The organism is Aureimonas sp. N4, assembly GCF_001463925.1.
Taxonomy (GTDB): Bacteria; Pseudomonadota; Alphaproteobacteria; order Rhizobiales; family Rhizobiaceae; genus Aureimonas; species Aureimonas ureilytica_A.
Genome location: NZ_BBWS01000055.1, coordinates 65,941 through 89,329, shown reverse-complemented (window position 1 = coordinate 89,329; position 23,389 = coordinate 65,941). Strand labels below are relative to the sequence as shown.

General features: G+C 63.6%; 20 protein-coding genes. 7 read left to right on the top strand and 13 right to left on the bottom strand.

Translation table 11 applies throughout. The features are described 5' to 3' along the window. The first annotated feature begins 134 nt into the window (after nucleotides 1–134). On the top strand, nucleotides 135–1,412 hold the full coding sequence (locus AUL28_RS18890) for a multidrug effflux MFS transporter (RefSeq protein WP_062235717.1): 1,278 nt from the start codon (nucleotides 135–137) through the stop codon (nucleotides 1,410–1,412). Nucleotides 1,413–1,445: 33 nt separating this feature from the next. Here AUL28_RS18890 and AUL28_RS18885 read toward each other — a convergent pair whose 3' ends face one another. The 4 genes from AUL28_RS18885 to AUL28_RS22300 all read right to left on the bottom strand — a co-directional run bounded on the left by AUL28_RS18885 (nucleotide 1,446) and on the right by AUL28_RS22300 (nucleotide 4,231). Then, nucleotides 1,446–2,270, bottom strand: coding sequence for an inositol monophosphatase family protein (locus AUL28_RS18885; RefSeq protein WP_062235713.1), 825 nt, complete (start codon nucleotides 2,268–2,270; stop codon nucleotides 1,446–1,448). Beyond that, nucleotides 2,267–3,151 (bottom strand): tRNA 2-thiocytidine(32) synthetase TtcA, encoded by an 885-nt coding sequence (ttcA, locus tag AUL28_RS18880; protein WP_062235710.1) that lies wholly within the window; start codon nucleotides 3,149–3,151, stop codon nucleotides 2,267–2,269. The genes AUL28_RS18885 and ttcA overlap by 4 nt, the downstream gene beginning before the upstream one ends. A 99-nt stretch (nucleotides 3,152–3,250) precedes the next feature. After that, nucleotides 3,251–3,868 carry a 30S ribosomal protein S4 gene (rpsD, locus tag AUL28_RS18875; RefSeq protein ID WP_058602455.1) on the bottom strand — a complete coding sequence of 206 codons (618 nt, stop codon included), beginning with the start codon at nucleotides 3,866–3,868 and terminating at the stop codon, nucleotides 3,251–3,253. Between the two features lie 204 nt (nucleotides 3,869–4,072). Beyond that, nucleotides 4,073–4,231 carry a YqaE/Pmp3 family membrane protein gene (locus tag AUL28_RS22300; RefSeq protein WP_082640577.1) on the bottom strand — a complete coding sequence of 53 codons (159 nt, stop codon included), beginning with the start codon at nucleotides 4,229–4,231 and terminating at the stop codon, nucleotides 4,073–4,075. A gap of 113 nt (nucleotides 4,232–4,344) precedes the next feature. On the opposite strand from AUL28_RS22300, the gene AUL28_RS18870 reads away from it, so the two are divergent. Further along, nucleotides 4,345–4,860 carry a hypothetical protein gene (locus tag AUL28_RS18870; protein ID WP_062235707.1) on the top strand — a complete coding sequence of 172 codons (516 nt, stop codon included), beginning with the start codon at nucleotides 4,345–4,347 and terminating at the stop codon, nucleotides 4,858–4,860. A gap of 20 nt (nucleotides 4,861–4,880) precedes the next feature. Here AUL28_RS18870 and murI read toward each other — a convergent pair whose 3' ends face one another. Together murI and AUL28_RS18860 are read right to left on the bottom strand one after the other, a co-directional pair. Next, nucleotides 4,881–5,663 carry a glutamate racemase gene (gene murI, locus AUL28_RS18865; RefSeq protein WP_062235704.1) on the bottom strand — a complete coding sequence of 261 codons (783 nt, stop codon included), beginning with the start codon at nucleotides 5,661–5,663 and terminating at the stop codon, nucleotides 4,881–4,883. Next, complete coding sequence (locus AUL28_RS18860) at nucleotides 5,660–6,442, bottom strand: RNA methyltransferase (RefSeq protein ID WP_062235701.1); 783 nt, start codon at nucleotides 6,440–6,442, stop codon at nucleotides 5,660–5,662. The genes murI and AUL28_RS18860 overlap by 4 nt, the downstream gene beginning before the upstream one ends. 202 nt (nucleotides 6,443–6,644) lie before the next feature. Here AUL28_RS18860 and AUL28_RS18855 point away from each other — a divergent pair, with 202 nt between their 5' ends. Continuing rightward, nucleotides 6,645–7,862: an NADP-dependent isocitrate dehydrogenase gene (locus tag AUL28_RS18855; RefSeq protein ID WP_058602451.1), complete on the top strand. Its 1,218-nt coding sequence runs from the start codon at nucleotides 6,645–6,647 to the stop codon at nucleotides 7,860–7,862. A 9-nt stretch (nucleotides 7,863–7,871) separates the two neighbouring features. On the opposite strand, the gene AUL28_RS18850 is transcribed toward AUL28_RS18855, so the two are convergent. From AUL28_RS18850 to recA, 3 genes are all read right to left on the bottom strand, one after another. Then, entirely contained in the window at nucleotides 7,872–9,122 is a 1,251-nt protein-coding gene (locus AUL28_RS18850; RefSeq protein WP_062235980.1) for an MFS transporter, read from the bottom strand. Between the two features lie 361 nt (nucleotides 9,123–9,483). Continuing rightward, complete coding sequence (gene alaS / locus AUL28_RS18845) at nucleotides 9,484–12,132, bottom strand: alanine--tRNA ligase (RefSeq protein WP_062235698.1); 2,649 nt, start codon at nucleotides 12,130–12,132, stop codon at nucleotides 9,484–9,486. Nucleotides 12,133–12,301: 169 nt separating this feature from the next. Continuing rightward, nucleotides 12,302–13,381 (bottom strand): recombinase RecA, encoded by a 1,080-nt coding sequence (recA, locus tag AUL28_RS18840; protein ID WP_058602449.1) that lies wholly within the window; start codon nucleotides 13,379–13,381, stop codon nucleotides 12,302–12,304. Nucleotides 13,382–13,527: 146 nt separating this feature from the next. Here recA and AUL28_RS18835 point away from each other — a divergent pair, with 146 nt between their 5' ends. Further along, nucleotides 13,528–14,490, top strand: a complete 963-nt coding sequence (locus AUL28_RS18835) for a PfkB family carbohydrate kinase (RefSeq protein WP_062235695.1) — start codon at nucleotides 13,528–13,530, stop codon at nucleotides 14,488–14,490. Then, entirely contained in the window at nucleotides 14,487–15,407 is a 921-nt protein-coding gene (locus tag AUL28_RS18830; protein ID WP_062235692.1) for a pseudouridine-5'-phosphate glycosidase, read from the top strand. The genes AUL28_RS18835 and AUL28_RS18830 overlap by 4 nt, the downstream gene beginning before the upstream one ends. Here AUL28_RS18830 and cckA read toward each other — a convergent pair whose 3' ends face one another. From cckA to dksA, 4 genes are all read right to left on the bottom strand, one after another. Then, complete coding sequence (cckA, locus tag AUL28_RS18825; RefSeq protein WP_374700782.1) at nucleotides 15,408–17,978, bottom strand: cell cycle histidine kinase CckA; 2,571 nt, start codon at nucleotides 17,976–17,978, stop codon at nucleotides 15,408–15,410. Between the two features lie 84 nt (nucleotides 17,979–18,062). Next, a complete protein-coding gene (locus tag AUL28_RS23390) occupies nucleotides 18,063–18,650 on the bottom strand; it encodes a hypothetical protein (protein ID WP_062235689.1) in 588 nt (195 codons plus the stop codon). Between the two features lie 341 nt (nucleotides 18,651–18,991). Beyond that, complete coding sequence (locus tag AUL28_RS23385; RefSeq protein ID WP_244493568.1) at nucleotides 18,992–20,029, bottom strand: hypothetical protein; 1,038 nt, start codon at nucleotides 20,027–20,029, stop codon at nucleotides 18,992–18,994. A 72-nt stretch (nucleotides 20,030–20,101) separates the two neighbouring features. Next, nucleotides 20,102–20,518: an RNA polymerase-binding protein DksA gene (gene dksA / locus AUL28_RS18810; RefSeq protein WP_058599599.1), complete on the bottom strand. Its 417-nt coding sequence runs from the start codon at nucleotides 20,516–20,518 to the stop codon at nucleotides 20,102–20,104. A gap of 354 nt (nucleotides 20,519–20,872) precedes the next feature. Here dksA and AUL28_RS18805 point away from each other — a divergent pair, with 354 nt between their 5' ends. Together AUL28_RS18805 and AUL28_RS18800 are read left to right on the top strand one after the other, a co-directional pair. Next, nucleotides 20,873–22,330 carry a YcjX family protein gene (locus tag AUL28_RS18805; RefSeq protein WP_062235683.1) on the top strand — a complete coding sequence of 486 codons (1,458 nt, stop codon included), beginning with the start codon at nucleotides 20,873–20,875 and terminating at the stop codon, nucleotides 22,328–22,330. Beyond that, nucleotides 22,327–23,382 carry a YcjF family protein gene (locus AUL28_RS18800; protein ID WP_062235681.1) on the top strand — a complete coding sequence of 352 codons (1,056 nt, stop codon included), beginning with the start codon at nucleotides 22,327–22,329 and terminating at the stop codon, nucleotides 23,380–23,382. Before AUL28_RS18805 ends, AUL28_RS18800 begins: the two co-directional genes overlap by 4 nt. The last annotated feature ends 7 nt before the right edge of the window (nucleotides 23,383–23,389 follow it).

Sequence of the window (23,389 nt, the reverse complement as noted above, 5' to 3'; positions counted from 1 at the left end):
GCTCGCTTCGAACCGAAGCGGGCTTTTTTCGTTTCAGACCGGGTGCGCGCTCATGAGCCCCGCACCAATCAGTCACCCTTTCCATTTGGCGTGGGAGGCTGTAGACGAAAGCGGCATCAAGAAAGATTGAGCCTATGTCGGACGCGCCGGATCGTACGCGCGGGATCCCCTATTGGGAACTCGTGACCCTTATCGCCTGCATCATGGCGCTGAACGCCGCCGCGATCGACATCTTCATTCCGGCGCTCACGGGCATCGCGCGATCGCTCGAACTTTCCAATCCCAATCAGGCGCAGTTCGTCATCTCGTCCTACGTGATGGGCTTCGGTATCGCGCAGATCGCCTACGGCACACTGTCGGATCGTTATGGCCGGCGTCCGGTGCTTCTGTTCGGGCTGGCGATCTATGTGGCGGCTTCGATCGCGGCCGTGTTCGCCCCGACTTTCGGAATCCTGCTGGCCCTACGCGCGATCCAAGGCATTGGCGCGGCGGCGACCCGCGTCATCGCGGTGTCGGTTGTCCGGGATTGTTTCGGCGGCGCGCGCATGGCCAGCGTCATGTCGCTCGTCATGATGATCTTCATGGTCATCCCGGTCATCGCCCCCAATCTCGGCCAGTTGATCCTTCTGTTTGGCGATTGGCACGAGATCTTTCTGGCCATCTCCGCGTTCGGCGCTTTCGTGGCGGTCTGGACCTATTTCCGAATGCCGGAGACCCTGCATCCCGAAGATCGCATTCCGCTAACGATGAGCCGCGTGACAGGCGCCTTCAGGCTGGTCGTGACCAACCGGCGCGCCTTCGCCTATACGCTTTCGACCGCCCTCACCTTTGGTGTTCTCTTCGCCTTTATCAACCAGGCTGAGCAGGTCTATGGGACGATCTACGCGCTGGGGCCGGCTTTCACGCTTTACTTCTCGGCCGGTGCGATCTTCATGGCGGTCGCGTCCTTCACTAACTCGCGCCTCGTGGTGCGCTTCGGAATGCGACGTCTGTCGCACGGTGCGCTCTGTCTGTTCCTCGCCTTCAACATCCTGCATCTGACGATCGCGCTGCTGTCGGGCGGCGTGCCGCCCTTCCCGGTCTTCCTGGTCGGGATTATCGCGACGCTTTGCTTGTTCGGTTTCATCGGCACGAACTTCAACGCTCTGGCGATGGAGCCTCTGGGGCATGTCGCAGGAACAGCCTCCTCCGTTTTGGGCTTCATGCAGACCTTCGGCGGCGGCGTGCTTGGGGCAACGATCGGCTACCTTTATGACGGAACGCTCATTCCCCTCCTGAGCGGCTATGTCGTCCTTTCGATCGGGGCTCTTCTTTGCGCGTTGATCGCGGAAAACGGCAAGCTCTTCGCAAGAGATCGCGCGCCCAGCCGAGAGGATCCGCTCGTCACGCATTCTCACGCGGCCGCAGAATGAAAAAAGGCCGGTTCACTGAACCGGCCTTATCCTTCAAGCGATATCGCTGCCGATGAGCTGTCGCAACTCGCGCCAGCTCTCCGCGTCCGGCGCGGTAAGAAGGCCGCCATTGACGTCGGTTGGACGGTAAGGCGAGCCATCCCATTTGCGGACGTAGCCGCCGGCCTCCTCCAGGAGTAGCGAGCCGGCCAGATGGTCCCAGGGCATGAGCTTGACGTAGAACTGATAATGCAGCGCGCCGGACGCCGTGAGACGATATTCATGCGCAGCGGTGCGGTAGTTCGCGAGGATGCGGGTTTCCGCGAGCCGGGTCAGCAACGCGCGGCGCTGATCCTTCGGTAGCATTGAAGACGATGCGACGCCGATCATGTCCGCCACCGGTGCAGGAGCCGCAGCCCGCAGCCGAACCCGCTCGCCGTCAGTGCGCACGAGATAGGCTCCCGACCCCTTTTCGGCCAACATCCAGTCATCGCCCAGCGGATCGTAGATCAAGCCCGCGACCGTCTCGCCTTTCGAGACGACCGCCGCCATGACGCCGAACAAAGGCGCGCCCGCCGCAAAATTCGCGGTGCCGTCGATCGGGTCCACGATGATGGAAAGATCGGCGTCCGCGATCCGCGACAGCAGGGCCGGATCAGCCGCCACGCCTTCCTCTCCGACGAAAAGTGCGCTCGGCATCAGGACAGCGCACTCACGCTTGATGAAGCGTTCCGCCGCCTCGTCTGCCTCGGTCACGAGATCGACGGCCGACGTCTTTTCCCGGATGTCTCCATCCCCCAGCCTGCGAAAGCGGGGCATGATTTCGGCCTTGGCGGCGTTTCGCAGAATCTGGGCCAGTTCGTCGATAGGCAGGGTCACGGCGTCTCGTCCCTTTGTGGATGCAGATTGGCGAAGTCGAACAAGGCGGGGTCGAGCAGATGGCTCGGCTTCACGCTCGACAGCGAGCGCCCGATCGTTTCCTTGCGGCCGGGAAAGCGCCGATCGAGATCGGCGAGAAAGGTCTTGAGCGCGCTGCGTTGAAGACCTTCCTGACTCCCACAAAGGTCGCAGGGAATGATCGGGAAGCGCATCGCTTCGGCAAAGCGCGCGATATCCTCTTCCGAGGAACGGATGAGAGGGCGCAGAACGGTGAGATCGCCCTCGTCGTTCAGGAGCTTGGCCGGCATCGCCGAAAGCTTGCCGCCATGCAGCATGTTGAGGAAGAAGGTCTCGATGCTGTCGTCGAGGTGATGCCCGAGAACCAGCGCCTCGCAGCCCTCCTCGCGGGCGATCCGATACAGGTTGCCGCGCCGCAGTCGCGAACAGAGCGCGCAGGTCGTGGCGCCCTCGGGCACCTTTTCCTTCACGATCGAATAGGTGTCGCGATATTCGATGCGGTGCGGGACGCCATGGCGCATCAGGAAATCGGGCAGGATGTGCTGGGGAAAGTTCGGTTGGCCCTGATCGAGATTGCAGGCCAGCAGATCGACCGGCAGCAACCCGCGCCATTGAAGATCGACCAGCAGCGCCAGCAGCGTGTAGGAATCCTTGCCGCCGGACAGACCAACCAGCCAGCGCGCACCGGGCCGGACCATCGCATAGGTCTGAAGCGTTTCGCGAACTTGCCGCAGGAGCCGCTTGCGCAGCTTCTTGAAACTGACCGAATCGGGAGAGTCGCGAAACAGCGGATGCGCGCCCTCGCCCGGTTCGAACTCCGCCTCACCCGCGCCCGCCTCGCTTGGCCTGACCTCGTCCAGCATGTCGCTTGCTCCTTCACGGCAGGCTGTAACAACCAAGCCATAAAAACAAAAGGCCGCCCGATGGCGGCCTTTCGAAAAGGTGCGTCGATGGACGACCGATCAGCGCGAGTAGAACTCGACGACGAGGTTCGGTTCCATGATCACCGGATACGGAACATCGTGCAGGCCCGGAACGCGCTGCAGCGTCGCGACCATCTTGCTGTGATCGACTTCGAGGTAGTCCGGCACGTCACGCTCGGCGAGCTGCGTGGCTTCGATGAGCACGGTCAGCTGCTTCGACTTCTGACGAACCTCGATCACGTCGCCCTGCTTGCAGCGGTACGAACCGATGTTCGTACGCACGCCGTTGACGGTGACATGGCCATGGTTCACGAACTGACGAGCGGCGAAGATCGTGGGAACGAACTTCGCACGGTAGACGATCGCATCGAGGCGCGACTCGAGCAGGCCGATCAGGTTCTCCGAAGTGTCGCCGCGACGACGGGCGGCCTCTTCGTAGATCTTGCGGAACTGCTTCTCGGACAGATCGCCGTAGTAGCCCTTGAGCTTCTGCTTGGCGCGCAGCTGCGTGCCGAAGTCAGACATCTTGCCCTTGCGGCGCTGGCCATGCTGGCCCGGGCCGTACTGGCGGCGGTTCACCGGGGACTTCGGACGGCCCCAGATGTTCTCGCCCATGCGGCGATCGATTTTGTACTTAGACGCTTCGCGCTTAGACATCGCATTTCCCAAAAGGAGAGCCAGCGGACCATTCCGCCAGCCGAGGAAACGCGCCCTCCTTTGCTCACCCTGCGGCGAGCTGACAGGGATGCCGCGACAAACGCGATCAACCCACGGGACACGTAAAGAAACAGCGGACCTTTCGATCCGCTGATACGAGCCCCATAATGGATCTGTCACAAACCGTCAAGACAATGACGTGGCTTACTTACGGGCGATCACCCAGACAGCGTGGACGATGCCGGGAATATAGCCGAGCAGCGTCAAGATGATGTTGATCCAGAAGTGTTTGCCGAGGCCAACTTCCATGAAGACCCCGAGCGGGGGAAGCAGGATGGCGAAGATGATCTTGATCAGGTCCATGGAAAACTCGTTCGTGCCTCAATGTCCGTTGAACGATCACCCACTCCGTTCGTTCCCGTCTCAACCCCTTAAGACGGGCCTCCTCCTAGGCCTCCGGAAACAGGATAGGGATCATGATCAAGAGCGGCACCTCTCGGCCGATCGCGGCGCTTCTCCTCTTCGGGCTCATCTCCCCGGCTCAGGCCGACGCAGGCTATTTCCAGCGGTTCAACGGGAGCTTTGCCGGCGGTGGCACGGTGCAGCGCGAGCAGGATTCCTCCCCTCGCCGCGTGTCGTGCTCTCTGACGGGCGCAACAGCCAGCGCCAACCGTTTGCGGATGGACGGGACCTGCCGGGCCGCCATTATCGTGCGCCGTGAGATCGGGGCCGATATCCGCTACGACCCGTCGACGGGCCGCTTTTCGGGTACCTATACGGGGTCAAGCCGTGGTCCGGCCCAGTTGCGAAACGGGCGCCTGCGTGGCGATACGCTGACCCTCGATCTCGTCTATCCTCAGCCGGTGCATGGCGATCGCAATGCCGTCATGACCATTCGCAACAGCGGCAACGGGGCCTTCACGCTAACCGTAACGGATCGGGTCGACGGCCAGAGCCGCACGACGTCGAACGTCACGCTGCAAAAGAGCTGATACATCCGTCCTCGAGCTGCTCAGGCCCGCAAGCCGAACCCGCGAATGAGAGCGCGCGTGGCCGCGTCCGGCTCGCCTGCCGTAAAGATCGCGCGGTCGGGGCCGTCCGGCGCCTCGCCGCTTTGTGACGGCAGAAGCGAAAGCGCACGCCGCGCGATTGCTTCGGCCGGGTCCAGCCAGTCCACCGGCCAGGGCGCCGTCTTGCGCATTCGGTTGGCCAGGAACGGATAATGCGTGCAGGCGAGAACCACGATGTCCGTCCGCCGCCCGTCGCGCTCGATAAAGCATGGCGCGGTTTCGGCCTGAACGGCATTCTCGTCCACGAAGCCGTGGCGTAGATAATCTTCGGCCAGCGCGGCGAGGTGGACGCTGCCCACCAGATGGACCTCGCATTTCGAAGCCCATTGGGTGATGAGATCCCGCGTGTATTGGCGCCTGACCGTACCCGGCGTTGCCAGAACGCTGACGAGCCCCGAGCGCGTGCGCTCGGCTGCCGGCTTGATGGCCGGCACGGTGCCGACAAAGCTCATGCCGGGATAGGCCGCCCGCAGGTCTCCCAGCACCAGGGTCGATGCGGTGTTGCACGGGATCATGCAGATCGAGGGCCGGTGCTCTTCGATCAAGCGCCCGAACAGCGTGACGATTCGCTCGCGCAGCGCCTCCTCTTCCCAATTGCCATAGGGAAAGGCCGCGTTGTCGGCGACATAAAGAAAGCGACGCTCGGGTATGAGCACGCGCGCTTCGCGAAGAACCGTCAGCCCGCCGAGCCCGGAATCGAACAGGAGAACCGGCCCCTCGCTCACTCGCCTTCTCCGGCCGATTTCGAGACCTTGCGATCGAGCGAGCGCAGAACGCCGTGAAGCGTGCTGAGTTCGGGTCCGCTGAAACCCGCGCGCGTCAGCATGATGCGAAGATTGTGCACCATCACCTCGCGCTTGGCCGGCGGAAAGAAATAGCCGGCGGCGTCGAGCGAGCCTTCCAGATGATCGAAGAAGCGATAGAGATTGTCCTTCTCAGCCGGGGCGATCTCGGGCGCCGAGAAACGCGGCGCGGCGTTCTCGTCCAACCCGGACTTCATCCATTCGTAGCTCATCAGCAGGACGGCCTGCGCGATATTGAGCGAGGCAAAGGCCGGATTGACCGGGAAGGTCACGATCTCGTCGGCCAGATCGACCTCCTCGTTCGAAAGGCCGAAGCGTTCGCGCCCGAACAGGATGCCGGCCTTCTGTCCCGAACCGATGCGCGCGCGCAGCTCGCCTGCCGCGCTGTCTGGCCCCCGCACCGTCTTGACGGAGTCGCGAGGTCGGGCCGTGGTGGCCAGGAGATAAGTGAGATCCGCCGCCGCCGCCTCGACCGTATCGAACAGCTTCACGGCGTCGATCACATGGTCGGCGCGCGAGGCGCTCGCTCGCGCCCTCTCGTTCGGCCAGCCATCGCGCGGATTGACCAGCCGCAGGTCCGCAAGACCGAAATTCGCCATGGCCCGCGCCACCATGCCGATATTCTCGCCGAGCTGAGGCTCCACCAGAATGATCGCGGGTCCCTCGGTCAGGTTCTCGTCGGTGCGGTTCGTGCCGGCCAAGGCGAACCCTTTCGTTCAATTCGTTAGCTTTGCCTGCCATTAGCGCGGCTTGCGCCCCGCGCAAAGCCTTCGTCAGCCTCGCGGACGGCTTTGCGGGGCTCGACGCCGGTGTTATAGCCGCCCCATCACGCCGGGGGCACTCCCGCCCTCTGTCCAACACCACTCCGGCCGCCTGGCCGGGGCCATCTGGGGAAAGCAGCATATGGCGAAGATCAAGGTCCAAAATCCGGTCGTGGAGCTGGACGGCGACGAGATGACCCGGATCATCTGGCAGGCGATCAAGGACAAGCTGATCCACCCCTATCTCGACATCGACCTCGAGTATTACGACCTTTCGGTCGAGAACCGCGACGCGACCAACGATCAGGTCACGGTCGATTCCGCCAACGCGATCAAGAAGCATGGCGTCGGCGTCAAGTGCGCGACGATCACGCCGGACGAGCAGCGCGTCGAAGAGTTCAAGCTCAAGAAGATGTGGAAGTCGCCCAACGGCACGATCCGCAACATCCTCGGCGGTGTGATCTTCCGCGAGCCGATCATCATGAAGAACGTGCCGCGCCTCGTTCCGGGCTGGACGCAGCCGATCATCGTCGGCCGCCATGCCTTCGGCGACCAGTACCGCGCGACCGATTTCAAGTTCCCCGGCAAGGGCACGCTCTCGATCAAGTTCGTCGGCGAAGATGGCGAAGTGATTGAGCACGAGGTCTATCAGGCGCCCTCCGCCGGTGTCGCGATGGCCATGTACAATCTCGACGACTCGATCCGCGAGTTCGCCCGCGCCTCGTTCAACTACGGCCTCCTGCGCGGCTATCCGGTCTACCTGTCGACCAAGAACACGATCCTGAAGGCCTACGATGGCCGCTTCAAGGATATCTTCCAAGAGGTGTTCGACGCCGAGTTCAAAGCCGAGTTCGACAGCCGCAAGCTCACCTATGAGCACCGCCTGATCGACGACATGGTCGCCTCGGCGCTCAAGTGGTCGGGCGGCTATGTCTGGGCCTGTAAGAACTATGACGGCGACGTGCAGTCCGACATCGTGGCCCAGGGCTTCGGCTCGCTTGGCCTCATGACCTCGGTTCTGATGACGCCGGACGGCAAGACGGTCGAGGCGGAAGCCGCGCACGGCACCGTGACGCGCCACTACCGCCAGCACCAGAAGGGTCAGGAGACCTCGACCAACTCGATCGCGTCGATCTTCGCCTGGACCCGTGGTCTGGCGCACCGCGCCAAGCTCGACGACAATGCCGAGCTGAAGCGCTTTGCCGACACGCTCGAGAAGGTCTGCATCGATACCGTCGAGGCCGGTCACATGACAAAGGATCTTGCCCTCCTGATCGGGCCGGACCAGCCGTGGCTCTCCACGACCGGCTTCCTCGACAAGATCGACGAGAACCTCAAGAAGGCGATGGCCTCGGCCTGATCTCAAGCTCTATTCAGCCGGCGCGCCCTGCGCGCCGGCTGTCAGATCTGCGGTGCGCCGCTCGACGCCGAAGCCGGCGAGAAGTGCGACGGCCACCGCGACGACCAGAATGGTCGAGAGAAGCGCAAGCGCATAGTTCCCGCCCCAATGCTCGGCGAGCGAGATCTGGATCGTCGCATTGCCCGAGGCCAGAAGATTGCCGATCTGATAGGCCGTTCCAGGGAAAGTGCCTCGCACATCCGGCGGCGAAATCTCGTTGAGATGCGCCGGGACGACGCCCCAGGCCCCCTGCACGCAGAACTGAACCAGGAAGGCTCCGAGGGCCAACAGCGGCGCGTTCGGAGCGTAAGTCCAAAGCCCTGCTGCCGGGATCGCCAGAAGGGCGGCCACGACGATGGCACGCCGACGGCCGAGCGTTTGCGACCAAGCGCCAAAACAGACGCCGCCGAGAATCGCTCCGATATTGTAGATGATCGCAATCGTTCCGGTGACGGTGCTGGAGTAGCCGAGCTGCTTCTCCAGGAAGGTCGGATAAACGTCCTGCGTGCCATGGCTGAAGAAGTTGAACGCGGTCATCAAGAGAACCGCCCAGATCAGCAGGCCGATATTTCCCTTCAACGCCTGCGTCAAAGACAGAGGACGAGCGGCCCTCCGCCCCTCGAACGCAGGGGACTCCTTCACCGTCCGCCGGATGTAGAGGATCAGCAGCGCGGGCAGGATGCCGATCATAAACAGGCCGCGCCATCCGACCAGCGGGAAGGCAATCAGATAAACCAGCGAGGCGATCAGGTACCCCGATGGGTAGCCCGCCTGAAGGATACCCGACACGACACCTCGCGCACGCTCAGGCACGCTTTCCATCACCAGTGACGAGCCGATTCCCCACTCACCGCCCATCGCGACACCGTAGAGCGTCCGCAAGACGATGAGAACAGTGAGGCTCGGCGAAAAGGCCGAAGCGAAAGCCAGAACGGAGTAGATCAGAATATTGGTCATCATGATCGGTCGCCGCCCGAAGCGATCCGCCGCGAGGCCGAAAATCAGCGCCCCGACGGGACGGGCGGCGAGCGTCAGAAAGAGCGTGTAGGACACCGCTTCGAGCCCCACGCGAAACTCCTGCGCGATCGCATTGAGGACGAAGACCAGTAGGAAGAAGTCGAACGCATCGAGCGTCCAACCGAGATAGGACGCGAGCAAGGTATGACGTTGCGACGCGTTCAAGGATTTCAGGTCGCTGACGGCTGAACTGATAACGGACATCGTTCTGACCTCCCATTCCCAATGAATGATCCGCCAGCTGGACGATAACGCGACCGTGATCGCCTTCAACGGAGTTCGGAAGAGGTGGACAGAAAGTTAGGTTTCCCTCGGGTCGCCCGCTGCGGAGTCAGGCGGCGACCTGCGCCAGCCTGCGGATCAAAGTGGCGCGGAATCACTTCTTGCGGCCGTCGGTCCGCGATGGGGCGGTGGCGGAATGGAAAAAGGGGCGGCCCATGAAGCCGCCCCTTTTTAAATCAACCTGTGTTGCCTCCCCGAACGAGCGCTGTCTGGGTTAGCATCGACTACGGCCACAGCCTGCCCGTAAGCTCCATCGGATAATGACGGGAAGGCCAAAATAGTCTTAGGATGCGAGCTTCGCTTCCACGGCGGCCACGGCGTCCTGAGCGCGATCCGCATCCGGCCCGCCTGCCTGAGCCATGTCCGGGCGACCGCCGCCGCCCTTGCCGCCGATCGCTTCCGAGGCGGCCCGGACCAGATCCACGGCACTGAAGCGGGAGGTCAGATCCTCGGTGACGCCGATCACGACGCTGGCCTTCCCGTCGGCCACGCCCACGAAGGCCACGATCCCGGAGCCGAGGCCAGCCTTGACCTCGTCCACCAGACCCTTGAGGTCTTTCGCCGCCACGCCGTCCAGAACGCGCCCGACAAACGACACGCCACCGATCTCCTTGGGAGTAGAGGATGCGCCCTGCCCGTCGCCGGCCAAAGCCAGCTTCTTCTTGGCTTCCGTCAGCTCACGCTCCAAGCGGCGGCGATCCTCCGCCAGAGCCTCGACACGCTCCACGATCTCGCTCGGAGCGGCCTTGAGGGTCGCGGCAATCCGCTTCACACGGGCGTCCTGCTCCAGGAGATAGTCCCGCGCCGCTGCTCCGGTCAGCGCCTCGACACGGCGAACGCCCGCGCCGACAGCACTCTCCGACAGAACATGGATCAGACCGATGTCGCCGGTGGAGCGGACATGCGTTCCGCCGCAAAGCTCGATCGAATAGGCCGCCTTCTCGCCCTTGGGCTCGCCCATGGAAACGACACGAACCTCGTCGCCATACTTCTCGCCGAACAGCGCCATGGCTCCGAGCGCGATCGCGTCGTCCACGGCCATCAGTCGGGTTTCGACGGATGTGTTCTGAAGAATGACCGCATTGGCGAGTTCCTCGACACGCGCCAGCTCGGGAGCGTCCAAGGGCTTGGGATGGGAGAAGTCGAAGCGCAGGCGATCGGGCGAGACCTGCGAGCCCTTCTGGGCCACATGCGTTCCCAGAACTTCGCGCAGACCCTCGTGCAGAAGATGGGTCGCGGAATGGTTGGACCGAATCTTCGAACGACGAGCGTGGTCCACCACGAGCTCCAGAGCCGCGCCGCGCTTCAGCGTCCCTTCCGTGACCTTGCCACGATGGATGAACAAGCCATTGGCGACCTTCTGCGTGTCCTCCACTTCGAAGCGCAAGCCCTCGCCTTTGAGCACGCCGGTATCGCCGACCTGGCCGCCCGACTCCCCATAGAAAGGCGTCTGGTTGAGCACCACGGCCGCCGCATCGCCGGCCTTCGCTTCCGCCACCTCGGCGCCATCGCGCACGATGGCGCGAACTTCGGCTTCGGCCGCTTCCGTGTCGTAGCCGAGAAACTCCGTCGCGCCTTCGCGCTCGCGAATGGCGAACCACACCGTCTCGGCCGCCGCCTCGCCGGAGCCGACCCAGCTCGCGCGGGCTTCGGCCTTCTGACGTTCCATAGCCGACTGGAAGCTGGAGAGATCGACTCCGACTCCCCGTGCACGAAGCGCGTCCTGCGTCAGGTCGAGCGGAAAGCCATAGGTGTCGTAGAGCTTGAAGGCGACTTCGCCATCGAGGCTGTCCCCCTGCGCGAGGTCTTGCGACGCCTCGTTGAGGAGGATCAGGCCGCGATCCAACGTCGTCAGAAATCGCTTTTCTTCCAGCTTCAGCGTCTCGGAGATCAGTGCTTCCGCGCGCACAAGCTCAGGATAGGCGCGGCCCATTTCGGACACGAGCGTCGGCAGAAGCTTGAACAGAACGGGCTCACGCGCACCGAGCAGCTTGGCGTGACGCATCGCGCGCCGCATGATGCGGCGGAGCACGTAGCCGCGCCCTTCGTTGGAGGGCAGCACACCGTCCGCGATCAGGAAGGCTGTCGCGCGCAGATGGTCCGCGATGACGCGGTGGCTGGCCAGGGCATCGCCTTCGGCCCGCGATCCGATCGCCTCCTCGACGGCGGCGATTAGGCGGCGGAACAGATCGATCTCGTAGTTCGAGGTCACGCCTTGCAAGATCGCGGCGATACGCTCCAGCCCCATGCCCGTATCGATCGAGGGACGCGGGAGCGCCACGCGCTCACCCGGCGAAACCTGCTCGAACTGCATGAAGACGAGGTTCCAGAATTCCAGGAACCGGTCGCCATCTTCCTCGGCCGAACCCGGAGGGCCGCCCCAGACCGACTCGCCTTGATCGTAGAAGATCTCGGAGCAAGGGCCGCAAGGGCCTGTCTCGCCCATGGTCCAGAAATTGTCCGAGGTCGGGATGCGGATGATCTTGTCGTCGGAGAAACCGGCGATGCTCTTCCAAAGCCGCGCGGCTTCTTCGTCCTCGGAATAGACGGTGACGAGCAGACGGCTCTTGTCGAGCGCAAATTCCTTGGTGACGAGGTTCCAGGCGAGGCTGATCGCCTCTTCCTTGAAATAGTCGCCGAAGGAGAAATTACCGAGCATCTCGAAGAAGGTGTGATGCCGCGCGGTGTAGCCGACATTGTCGAGATCGTTGTGCTTGCCGCCGGCGCGCACCACCTTCTGCGCGGTGGTCGCCCGCGTGTAATCGCGCTTCTCCAACCCGGTGAAGACGTTCTTGAACTGCACCATGCCGGCGTTCGTGAACATCAGGGTGGGGTCGTTGCGCGGCACGAGCGGCGAGGAGGCGACCGGCTCATGCCCGTTCTTCGCGAAATATTGAAGAAAGGTCGACCGGATCTCGTTCACGCCACTCATGGAAAAACCTTCAATTGGGAAAACGCGGCCGGGGCATGGTTACCGCTCCGCGCAAGCCTTTTAGCGGCGAGGCAAAACCCTGTCTATGTCGGGCTTGCAACGGCCATGCGAAGCCAAGAGACACCCACATACGAAAACGCCCGCCAGAGAGGCGGGCGTTTTCTGTTCATCAGGCTTCGCCGTCGTCGTCGCCGTCCTCGGAGGGGCCGGCATCCAGAAGCTTCTCCGCGATCAGGCCGGCGTTCTGGCGGATGGCCGATTCGACCTCCGCCGCCAAGGCCGGGTTGTCCCGCATGGTCGCCTTGGCGTTCTCGCGGCCTTGGCCGAGACGCTGGGAATTATACGAGAACCAAGCGCCGGACTTCTCGACGATGCCGGACTTGACGCCCAGATCGACGAGCTCGCCCATCTTGGACACGCCCTCGCCATACATGATGTCGAACTCGACCTGCTTGAACGGCGGGGCCAGCTTGTTCTTCACCACTTTCACGCGCGTCTGGTTGCCCGTCACCTCTTCGCGCTCCTTGATGGAACCGATCCGGCGAATGTCGAGACGAACCGAGGCGTAGAATTTCAGTGCGTTGCCGCCCGTGGTCGTTTCGGGCGAGCCGAACATGACGCCGATCTTCATGCGGATCTGGTTGATGAAGATGACCATGCACTTGGAGCGCGAGATCGAGCCGGTGAGCTTGCGCAGCGCCTGGCTCATCAGGCGCGCCTGCATGCCCGGCAACGAGTCGCCCATCTCGCCTTCGATTTCGGCCCGAGGCGTGAGCGCTGCCACCGAATCGACCACGAGAACATCGATCGCGCCGGAGCGAACCAGCGTGTCCACGATTTCCAGCGCCTGCTCGCCGGTGTCGGGCTGCGAGATCAGGAGATTGTCGAGATCGACGCCGAGCTTGCGGGCATAGACGGGATCAAGCGCATGTTCGGCGTCCACGAACGCGCAGATGCCACCGGCCTTCTGCGCTTCGGCCACAGTGTGCAGCGCCAGGGTCGTCTTGCCCGAGGATTCCGGGCCATAGATTTCGACAATGCGTCCCTTCGGAAGGCCGCCGATCCCGAGCGCGATGTCGAGGCCGAGGGATCCGGTCGAAACCGTCTCGATGTCGAGCTTCTCGGTTTGCCCGAGACGCATGATAGAGCCCTTGCCGAAGGCCCGTTCGATCTGCGAAAGCGCTGCATCGAGCGCCTTGTTCTTGTCCACCGAAGTATCCTCAACGAGACGGAGTGAGCTTTGGGCCATGAAAACAAGACCTTATTTCATGTGGGCGAACCGGGTGCAATCCGCTTGGCTGTGACGTGTATGTACTCTTTTCGTTCTCATCGTTCAAGGGATATTCCCTTTTTGTTCTCATTTGCGTTCTCGATGATCCACCCGGAGAAAGCGGCATGAAGCTCCCTATCGACGGGTTGGATGTCGTCCTGTTCGGAGGGGCGCATCTCGACCGCGTGGCGCGGTCATCCGTGCCGTTTCAAGCGGCGGCATCGAACCCCGGTTCGTGCCGGGAATTCATCGGTGGCGCGAGCTTCAACGTCGCTCGCGCTTTGGCCCGGCAAGGCGCCGCCCCGCATGTCGTGAGCGCCCGCGGCGGCGATCCGATCGCTGCGTCCATCGAGATCGCCTTGGAAGCCGAGCGGATCGGGGACGGCGCACTATCCTGGCTGGATCGCCGCTCGGCCAGCTATACCGCGATTCTGGATGATACCGGCGAGTTGCGCGCGGCCGTCGCAGATATGGACATCTACGATCTCCTGACGCCCCGAGCGCTGAAACGCGCCCATTTGCGGCATCGCCTGAACGCGGCGCAGGCCTGCGTCGTGGATGCCAATTTACCAAGCGAAACGTTGGCCTATCTGGCCGAGCACAAGACGAACGGGCCGATTTTCGCGATTGCGGTTTCTCCCTCCAAGGTTTTGCGCCTGCGGCCATGTCTGCCCCGGTTGACGGCATTGTTCCTGTCCCGTACCGAAGCCGCCTCGCTCGCGGGCCGACCGAAGGACAGCCCGGTCGAGCATCTCGCGCAGGCGTTACGCGAGCTTGGCCTACGACGGGCGGTCGTGACGGACGGCCCGCGCTCGGCGGCTATTCTGAATGAAGACGGTCTCGTCCTTCAGTCGCCCCCGCAAGTCCCAGCCATTCGCGACGTGACAGGCGCGGGCGATACGTTGGCGGCGATCACCATTCTGGAATCGGTCACCGGCACAAACTTTACCGAGGCCGCGCGCGTTGGAATGTGTGCTTCGGCGCTTCATATCGCGCACGAACTTCCCCCCCAGTCCTTGCCGCAATGCCGCTCCTTGGCGGCCGCGCTTCCCTCTCCCACCCCCGTCCACCAGGACCGATCCGCATGAACGACATGATCCATCTTTCTCCTTCCGTCGCCGAGGCCCTACAATTCGGCCGCGCCGTCGTGGCGCTGGAATCGACCATCATCACCCACGGCATGCCTTGGCCGAAGAACCTCGATATGGCGCGTGAGGTAGAAGCCATCATTCGCGAGGAAGGCGCCGAACCGGCAACGATCGCCGTGATCGACGGCAAATTGCATGTCGGCCTGACCGACGCGCAGCTCGAGACATTGGCGCAGACCAAGGGCGCTTTGAAACTCTCGCGCGCCGACCTTGCCTATGCTGTGGCGGCCGGTCGCACGGGCTCGACCACCGTCGCCGCCACGATGATCGCCGCGCGTTTGGCGGGTATCGAAGTCTTCGCGACGGGCGGCATCGGTGGCGTGCACAAGGGCGCCGAGACCAGCTTCGACATTTCGGCCGATCTGGACGAGTTGTCTCAGACGCGCGTCGTCGTCGTGTCGGCAGGAGCCAAGGCGATCCTCGATCTCAAGAAGACCTTCGAAGTTCTTGAAACGAAGGGTGTTCCGGTCGTCGGATACGGCGTGGACGAATTGCCCGCCTTCTGGTCGCGCCGATCCGGCATCGCGACGCCGATCCGGATGGATTCGGCCGACGAGATCGCCGAATTCCAACGCGTTCGCGAACGGCTCGACATCCATGGCGGTATGCTGATCGCCAACCCTCTGCCCGAAGAGCTGGAAATCGACAGCGCGACCATCGGCGGCTGGATCGATGCGGCATTGGCGGATGCCGATGCGAAGGGTGTCACCGGCAAGGCGACGACGCCCTTCCTGCTTCAAAAGATCTTTGAACTCAGCGAGGGCAAGTCGCTGGCGACCAATATCGACCTCGTCCGCTCGAATGCTCGGCTGGCCGCTCGCGTCGCGGTCGGCCTCGCCAAGCGTCCGATCCGCTGATCACTCTTCGAGCGCCTCTTTAACGGCGACCGCCAAGTCACGGAGGGAGAAGGGTTTCGGCAGGAAGCCGAACTTTTCCCCCTCCGGCAGATTCTTGGCGAAGGCGTCCTCGGCATAGCCTGAGACGAAGATGAACTTGAGATCGGGCCGAACCTTGCGCATTTCGCGCAGCAGCGTCGGCCCGTCCATTTCCGGCATCACGACGTCCGACACGACGAGATCGACCTTGCCGTCCAGTTCTTCCATCACGTCCAGCGCTTCCAGCCCGCTCGCCGCCTCGTGGACATCGTATCCGCGCATCTTCAAAGCGCGTACGTTTCCGGCGCGAACATTGTCTTCGTCCTCGACGAGCAGGATGGACGCAGTGCCCGACAGGTCCATCTTGGCGCCTGCCGCCTGCACGCCCGACTGCTCGGGCCGCGGTGCGGCGATCTCCGCCGGAATGTGACGCGGCAGGAAGATGCGGAACACCGTCCCTTCGCCCTGTCGCGACTCCACGAAGATGAAGCCGCCGGACTGCTTCACGATTCCGTAGACCATGGACAGGCCGAGGCCCGTACCCTTGCCGATTTCCTTTGTCGTGAAGAAGGGTTCGAAGATCCGCTCCGCGACATCGGCCGGCATGCCGGAGCCCGTATCCGAAACTTCCATCAGCACGTAATCGGCTTCGATCAACTCGCCATAGCCGAAGCCCGGCACTTCGGCGGCGGAAACGTTGCGCGTCGAGATCGTCACCGTCCCTTGTGTCGCCATGGCGTCGCGCGCGTTTTGCACGAGATTGGTGACGACCTGCTCGAACTGTCCGATATCGGCCATGACAGGCCAGAGATCACGCGCGTGGTGGCGCTCCAATTTGACGAGGTCGCCGGAGATGCGCTTCAAGAGAAGGTGCATATCCGCGATGACGTCGGTCAGATTCAGCATCTTGGGACGCATGGTCTGACGGCGTGAATAGGCCAGAAGCTGCCGGACCAGCGAGGCCGCGCGATTGGCGCTCTGCTTGATCAGCAGGAGATCCTGGAAGGACGGATCGCCCGAGCGATGATTCAGGAGCAGGAAGTCCACCGACGCCGTGATGATCGTCAGGACGTTGTTGAAGTCATGCGCAATGCCGCCGGCCAGATTGCCGATCGCCTGCATCTTCTGGCTCTTGGCGAACTGGTCTTCGAGCGTGCGCTGCTGGGTGATGTCGACGCCATAGAGGATGGCGACTTCGCCGGTTCCATCGTGAATGTCGGCATTTGCGCTAACGTAGAGGCGCGTGGAGCGCACGGGCTCGCTGAGAAGCTCGGCATCCACCGGAGGAATGTCCGCCTGCCCGCGCGCGGCGGCTTGCAGCGCTTGCCGGATCGCCTCGCGATTTTCGTCGCGAACACAATCCATGATCGGCTGCGCGCCGATGGCGGCACTCTCGCCAAATAGACGACCGAACGCGCCGTTGGCACGCGCGATTCGACCGTTGGCGTCGAGCGCCGCAATGGCCATCGGAGACGAGTTGAAGAAGCGCGTGAATCGTACCTCGGCCGCGCGCAAGGCCTGTTCCTGCTCGCCCGCACCCACTCGGTTCAGAACGAGCGTGCGGGTGACGCCTTTTAGGCGCTCTCCGGCAGGTGCGAAATTGCGAAGAAGCCGGACAGGCAAGCGCTGGCCCGAAGACGTGACGAGGTCGAGATCGACCGATGAGATGCCGCTGTCGTCGCGGATATGCTTCGTGCGGCGCAGCAGCGCCGCATCCTCCTCGCGCAGATAGTCGAAGATCGACGGCCCATAGGGCTTGAACGATGCCAGATCGATCCGAAGCCATTCGGCGAGCGTCGCGTTGATATAGCCGAGACGACCCGAATCATCGGCGGCGAAGAAACCCGCCGGCGCGTGGTCGAGATAGTCGATGGCGTGCTGGAGATCGCGGAAAAAGCTCTCCTGCTCCTCGCGCTCCGGTGTGATGTCGGCGATCTGCCAGACTTGAAGCGAGCCGTTCTCGGCGGTCAGCGGGCGCACGGAGGCGCGGTACCAGCGCGGCGAGGTTTCGGCGGTCCGGCTGCCGAGTTCACGCGTCAGTCGGAACTCCTCCTGACCAACCATGCCCTCCTGCGCCAGATTGGCGAGCCGATAGATCGCTTCGGATGCCTCGGGCTCCCGCGAAAGAAGGCGTTCGAGCGTGCGAACCTCGCCGGCGGACTGAGCCCCGGTGCGAACCCCATAAGCCCGGTTCGCATAGACCACGCGCCCTCGCCGGTCGGTCACGAGCGTTCCGGTCGGCAGATCGTCCAGAAACGCCTTGGCGATTCCCTGATCCATCCGCTTGAAGCCGAATTGCAACAGTCCGAGCGCCAAACCGAAGACGGCGGCGATCCCGACCATGGCCAGCAGACCGAAAATACCGAGAAGAGCGATCGCTCCATAGACATGGCCAAACAGGGCAAGTGTCGCCGCGAAGACGAAGAGGAACCCGGCCAGAAACAGGATTCGCCGCACCCCGGTCGAATCAGGATGGCGATCGATCAAGGGCTTGTCGCTCAGGGGAGTTGGCGCAACCGGCGCTGTCTGTTCCACAGGGGATGCTCCATGCATCGGCATCGGCCCTTCCGATAACGGGCTGGAAAGGTTACGACCAAACGGCGCGAAGCGCACGAGATTCTGTCGAATTTGCGCCCGTCATTGCCGAACGTCATCCTGACACGGCAGTATGGGCCGAAGCTGACCTGACCCTGTATCAGGACGGGCAGCGACATAAGAACCGAATACCGATTGCGGTCCCGAGACGTCAACGACGAACGGACCGCCGGCATCGCGGAGGTATGGTGAATGCGTGAATGGTTGGCCGGCGTGGTCGGTGAGAATCTGGCGCCGATCGTTTCGGTGATTTTGGCAGCGGCGGTGGTCATCCTCCTGGTCCTGCTGCTGGTCGGCTTGGCCAAGCGCATTTTTGCCGGCGGCAGCGGGATCGGCAGTCGCCATCGCGCGCCACGTCTCGCGGTGCTGGACGCGATCGCCGTGGACCAGCGTCGCAAGCTCGTTCTGGTGCGCCGCGACGAAGCGGAGCATCTGATTCTGATCGGCGGGTCCAACGATCTCGTGGTGGAACAGAGTATCTTCCGGGGTCAGGTGGCGCGCCGAGTTCCGCCCGGTGCTCCGCCGGCGCGGCAGGAGCCCGATATGGGTGAGCGCCCGGCAGGTGCCCCCTTGCCGCATCGCCGCACGCCCCCGTCCCCCCGTGCCGCCGAGACGCCCGAACCCGCGCATCACCCCATCATGCGGGACGAGCCGATTCTGCCCGAGGTTCCACTCGCCATTCAGACCGCAAGAGCCGGCGACCCTGTGATGGAGCCTCGGCGAGATGCGCCGCCGGCTCGCCCAGCGATCGAACCTTCGATGATGCTCGCCCCCGAGCCACAACGCGGCGCGCCGTCCGAACCCGTCCGCGTACCGGTTCCCGCGCCCGAACCTATGCCAGTCCCCACACCGCGTGCGCCCGAGGCGGCGCCGATCGCCGTTGCGCCGCAACGGCCTGTGCCCTTGCCACCGCCGCCGGCCATGCCGGCCCCGCCCGTTTCGATTGCGCCGGCGCAGCCCGAACCTGTTCGTCAGGTGCCTGCCCCGCCGGTTCTGGCCCCTCCGGCGCGCCCGATCGAAGCAAGGGAGGTCGCCTTTGCTCCCGTGGCGGGACCGTTGGCTGAGGACCGTCCGGTATCTCCGGCTCCGATGCCGCGCGAGGCGGCGGTGGCGTCTGCGGTCGGGTTCGGGTCATCAGAGGAGAACTCTCCGAAAGTCGATTTGCAGAAGCCGGCCTCGCCCGAACCAGCGCCCGTGCCAGTCATGCCAGCACCCCGCCCCAATCCGGTCTTTCCGCCCGTGTCGTCACAGAACACACAGGGCGGCGCTCCGCGCTCCATGGCAACACCGACTCTGGCCAACACGCCGCGTGTCGCGCCTCCGGTGACGCCGCCGTCTTTGTCAGCCGACGAAAAGGCATCCGAGCCGCCCCCTCCCGCTCCCGCGCCGATCAGCCCGGCGGCATCGCCCATGTCGGGTCTCGCTCGCTCGCTTTGGTCGCCGACGCCGTCCGTTTCCTTTTCGCCCGCGCCTGTTCGCACCGAGCCCACCCTGACGCCAACCTCGCCGCTCGCGATCGAGCCTTCGTCGAGTCCGCCTGCGCGCGACCCGTCGAATTGGATGAGCCAGAACGCCGAGCCGATGGAGCCAAGGGGAACGGAAGCGCCATTAGCTGAAGGCCCAGCGCCATTGACGGTTCGAAGCTTCGCTTCGACGATCCAATCCCGTCGCACGACGCCCTTGCCGCCGAGCATGGCCCCGGCGTCACCACCGACGATGGAGCCTCGGCCAGCTCCTACGGCCGCTCCCGTCATCGACGCCCCGGCGCAGGCGAAACCACCCGAGGCTCCCCCCGTGGCTCCCAGGCCGCCGGAAAACCCTGCGACAAGCCCAACGATTGCCGATGCGCCAAAGGCGGAACGCAATCTAACGCTCGAAGAAGAGATGGAGCGGCTGCTCCACGACTTTAGCTTGGACGTCTCGCCGGATCGGCGCTGACAAGCAGGCGGGACTGTGGAGCCAAATCCCAGTCCCTCTTCTCCAACAAACAACAAAAAAGCGGGCTGCATTCAGCAGCCCGCTTTTTTGTTGTGGCTATCCCATTCGAGTGCGGCTGCGATCGTTTGCGCAGCGTAGCCTCGTCATTCGTCGCGATAAACCTTCTCGCGGCGTTCGTGTCGTTCCTGTGCTTCGAGCGTCATGGTTGCTATGGGACGCGCGTCCAGCCGTTTCAGACTGATCGGCTCACCCGTTTCTTCACAGTAACCATAGGTTCCATCTTCGATCCGCTCCAGCGCGGCGTCGATTTTGGAAATCAGCTTTCTCTGGCGATCGCGAGCCCGAAGCTCGATCGAGCGATCGGTTTCCGACGAGGCTCGGTCCGCCGCGTCGGCCTGATTGGCGTTTTCCGTCGCCAAGGCGTCCAGAGTCTCCTTGGCTTCGCGGAGAATGTCATTCTTCCAAGCCAGGAGCTTACGGCGGAAATATTCCTTCTGCCGGTCGTTCATGAACGGCCCGTCCTCAGGAACGCCAGTTCCAATGGGTAAGGTTTCGCTCATATGCCACCTCCAAGCCAAGTTGGGGCGCTTATAACCATGCCGTCGGCACCGAACAAGCGTCTCGCGCACGGATGAGGTAACGCATCGATCGCGCCTAAGCTTCCGTCGGACAACGAGTTTTGATCCCGGGAACATGCGCTGAGCGGCGCGGGAAGCGTCGGATCGTCTTGATACCCACCCGATCCAACCACACTCGAGGGTTTACGAACGGCTTCGCAGTGCAAAACACGAGGGCGTATCGACCGTTCAAAGCGAATCGCTCGAGACCGGACCGGTCGCGGATCGATAGGCTTTCGAACCGGTTCTGCATCCTTATATGGACGCTCAACCGACATTGAGGCTCCCGCCGCTTTCATGACCTCCCTTGCCGACGAAGCGCGAATCGTTTTCGACAACCTGACCGATCGCGGGGCGGGTCTGTTTCATCCCAACCTGCGGCTTGGGGTCGCCGGCCTGTCTCGGGCGGGCAAGACAGTCTTCATCACCTCCCTCGTCCACAATCTGGTTCACGGGGGGCGCCTCCCGCTTTTCGATGCGCAGGCGAGCGGGCGAATTCGTCGCGCCTTTCTGGAGGAGCAGCCAGACGATGCCGTTCCGCGCTTCCAGTACGAGGAGCATCTGCGCGCGGTCCTGACCGATCGCCTTTGGCCGCAATCGACAAGGGCCATCTCGGAGCTTCGGTTGACGATCGAATTCGAGTCGGCGTCCGGTTGGTCACGCTTCTTCTCCGCAGGCAAGCTTTCGGTCGATATCGTGGACTATCCCGGCGAATGGCTGCTGGACCTTCCGCTGATCGACAAGAGTTTCGAGGACTTCTCGCGCGAGTCGCTCGAGCGCGCCCGCCTGCCCTCGCGCGCGGCAATCGCCCGACCGTTTCTGGACCTCGTCGAGGGCCTCGACCTGCACGCTCCTGCCGACGAGCCGACAAGCCTTCGCCTCGCCTCGACCTTCGCGGATTATCTGCGAGCCTGCCGCGCCGATCGCACGGCGCTTTCGACGCTTCCTCCGGGGCGGTTCCTGATGCCCGGCGATCTCGAAGGTTCGCCCGCGCTGACCTTCGCGCCGCTGCCTCTCGAAGCCGGAACCCTATACGAGAAGGGCAGCTTCGGTGCGCTTCATGCCCGCCGATACGAGGCCTACAAGACGGTGGTGGTGAAACCCTTCTTTCGCGAGCATTTCGCGCGGTTGGACCGGCAGATCCTTCTGATCGATGCGCTTCAGGCGATCAACGCCGGCCCGGAAGCCGTGCGCGATCTGGAACTCGCCCTCTCCGACATTCTCTCCTGCTTCCGCCCCGGACGATCGAGCTGGCTCGGCTCGTTCCTGACACGGCGGATCGACCGCATCCTGGTGGCCGCGACAAAGGCCGATCATCTGCATCGTGGCGATCACCAGAAGCTGGAAAACATCGTTCGCCGGTTGGTGCAGGATGCGATGACCCGCGCGAATTTTTCGGGCGCGCAGACCGACGTGATCGCCATGGCCGCGATTCGCGCCACGCGCGAGGCAAGCGTATCCGATCGCGGTGAAACCCTTCCTGTCATTGTCGGCACGCCCATCCACGGCGAGGAAATCGGCGGCGAGCGCTTCGACGGAGACACCGAGACGGCGATTTTCCCCGGAGATTTGCCAGACGATCCCGGCCGGTTGTTACGGGACATCAAACCCGCAACGAACCGCCAGCCACCCGTGAGCTTCGTTCGCTTCCGCCCGCCGCGGCTGGAGCGGACGGAGGATGGCTTGCTTCTCTCTCTGCCCCATATCCGGCTCGACCGGGCCCTCCAGTTCCTGATCGGAGATCGTCTGGCATGAGCGAGGACACGCCCCGACGCCCCGCAGCTTTCCGCATCGATCCGGCTTCGACGCCGGCCCCACCGCGCGAGGAGCCGTCACGCGCGCCGCGAGCGATCGCCGATCTTCAGCGGATCACGATCGAGCCCGATGAAGCCTTGGAAATGGAAGCGGCCAAGGCTCTGGACGCGGCGCCCGCAACAGCGAGACGGCGCCGCGGCTTTTCCTTCGGCAAGATCTTCCTCGGTGCGTTGAGCGCGATCGTCTCCCTCGCCTTCGGCTTGGCCCTCGACGCTTTCATCCGTGATCTTTTCGCGCGGGCCGATTGGCTGGGCTGGCTGGCTCTCGGACTGAGTGCGGCAGCACTGTTCGGGCTGCTGGGCGTGATCGGGCGTGAAGTGCGCGGTCTCCTTCGCCTCAACACCGTCGAGAAGGAACGTCGCGAGGGTCTGGAGGCGTATCGCACGGATGACGAACGGAAGGCGCGCTCTGTCGTTTCGCGGCTGGTCTCCATCCTGTCGAGCCGCCCGGAAACCGCCGGCGGCCGCGCGCGCCTAAAGGATACGGCCGACGATATCATCGACGGACGGGACCTCATCGGCCTGGCTGAACGCGAATTGCTTCTGCCTCTCGATGCGAAAGCGCGAGCGCTGGTTCTGGCGTCGTCCAGGCGGGTGTCGGTCGTCACCGCCGTCAGCCCCCGTGCCGTCGTCGATCTCGCCTTCGTCCTGTTCGAGACGCTGCGTGTCATTCGTATGGTGTCCGAACTCTATGGCGCGCGCCCCGGCACGATCGGTCTTGTCCGTCTGACGCGGGATGTGCTGGCTCATCTCGCGGTCACCGGCTCCATCGCGGTGGGCGACAGTCTGGTCCAGCAGGTCGTCGGCCACGGGCTCGCCGCGCGTCTTTCCTCGAAGCTCGGCGAAGGTGTCGTCAACGGCCTGCTGACGGCGCGGGTGGGTCTGGCCGCCATGGACCTGTGCCGCCCGCTTCCCTTCCTCTCGGTTCAAAGGCCGAAGATCGGAGACTTCTTGCGCGACCTTACGCCGGGGTCGGGCGAAACGTCGCGCTGAGGTCTTC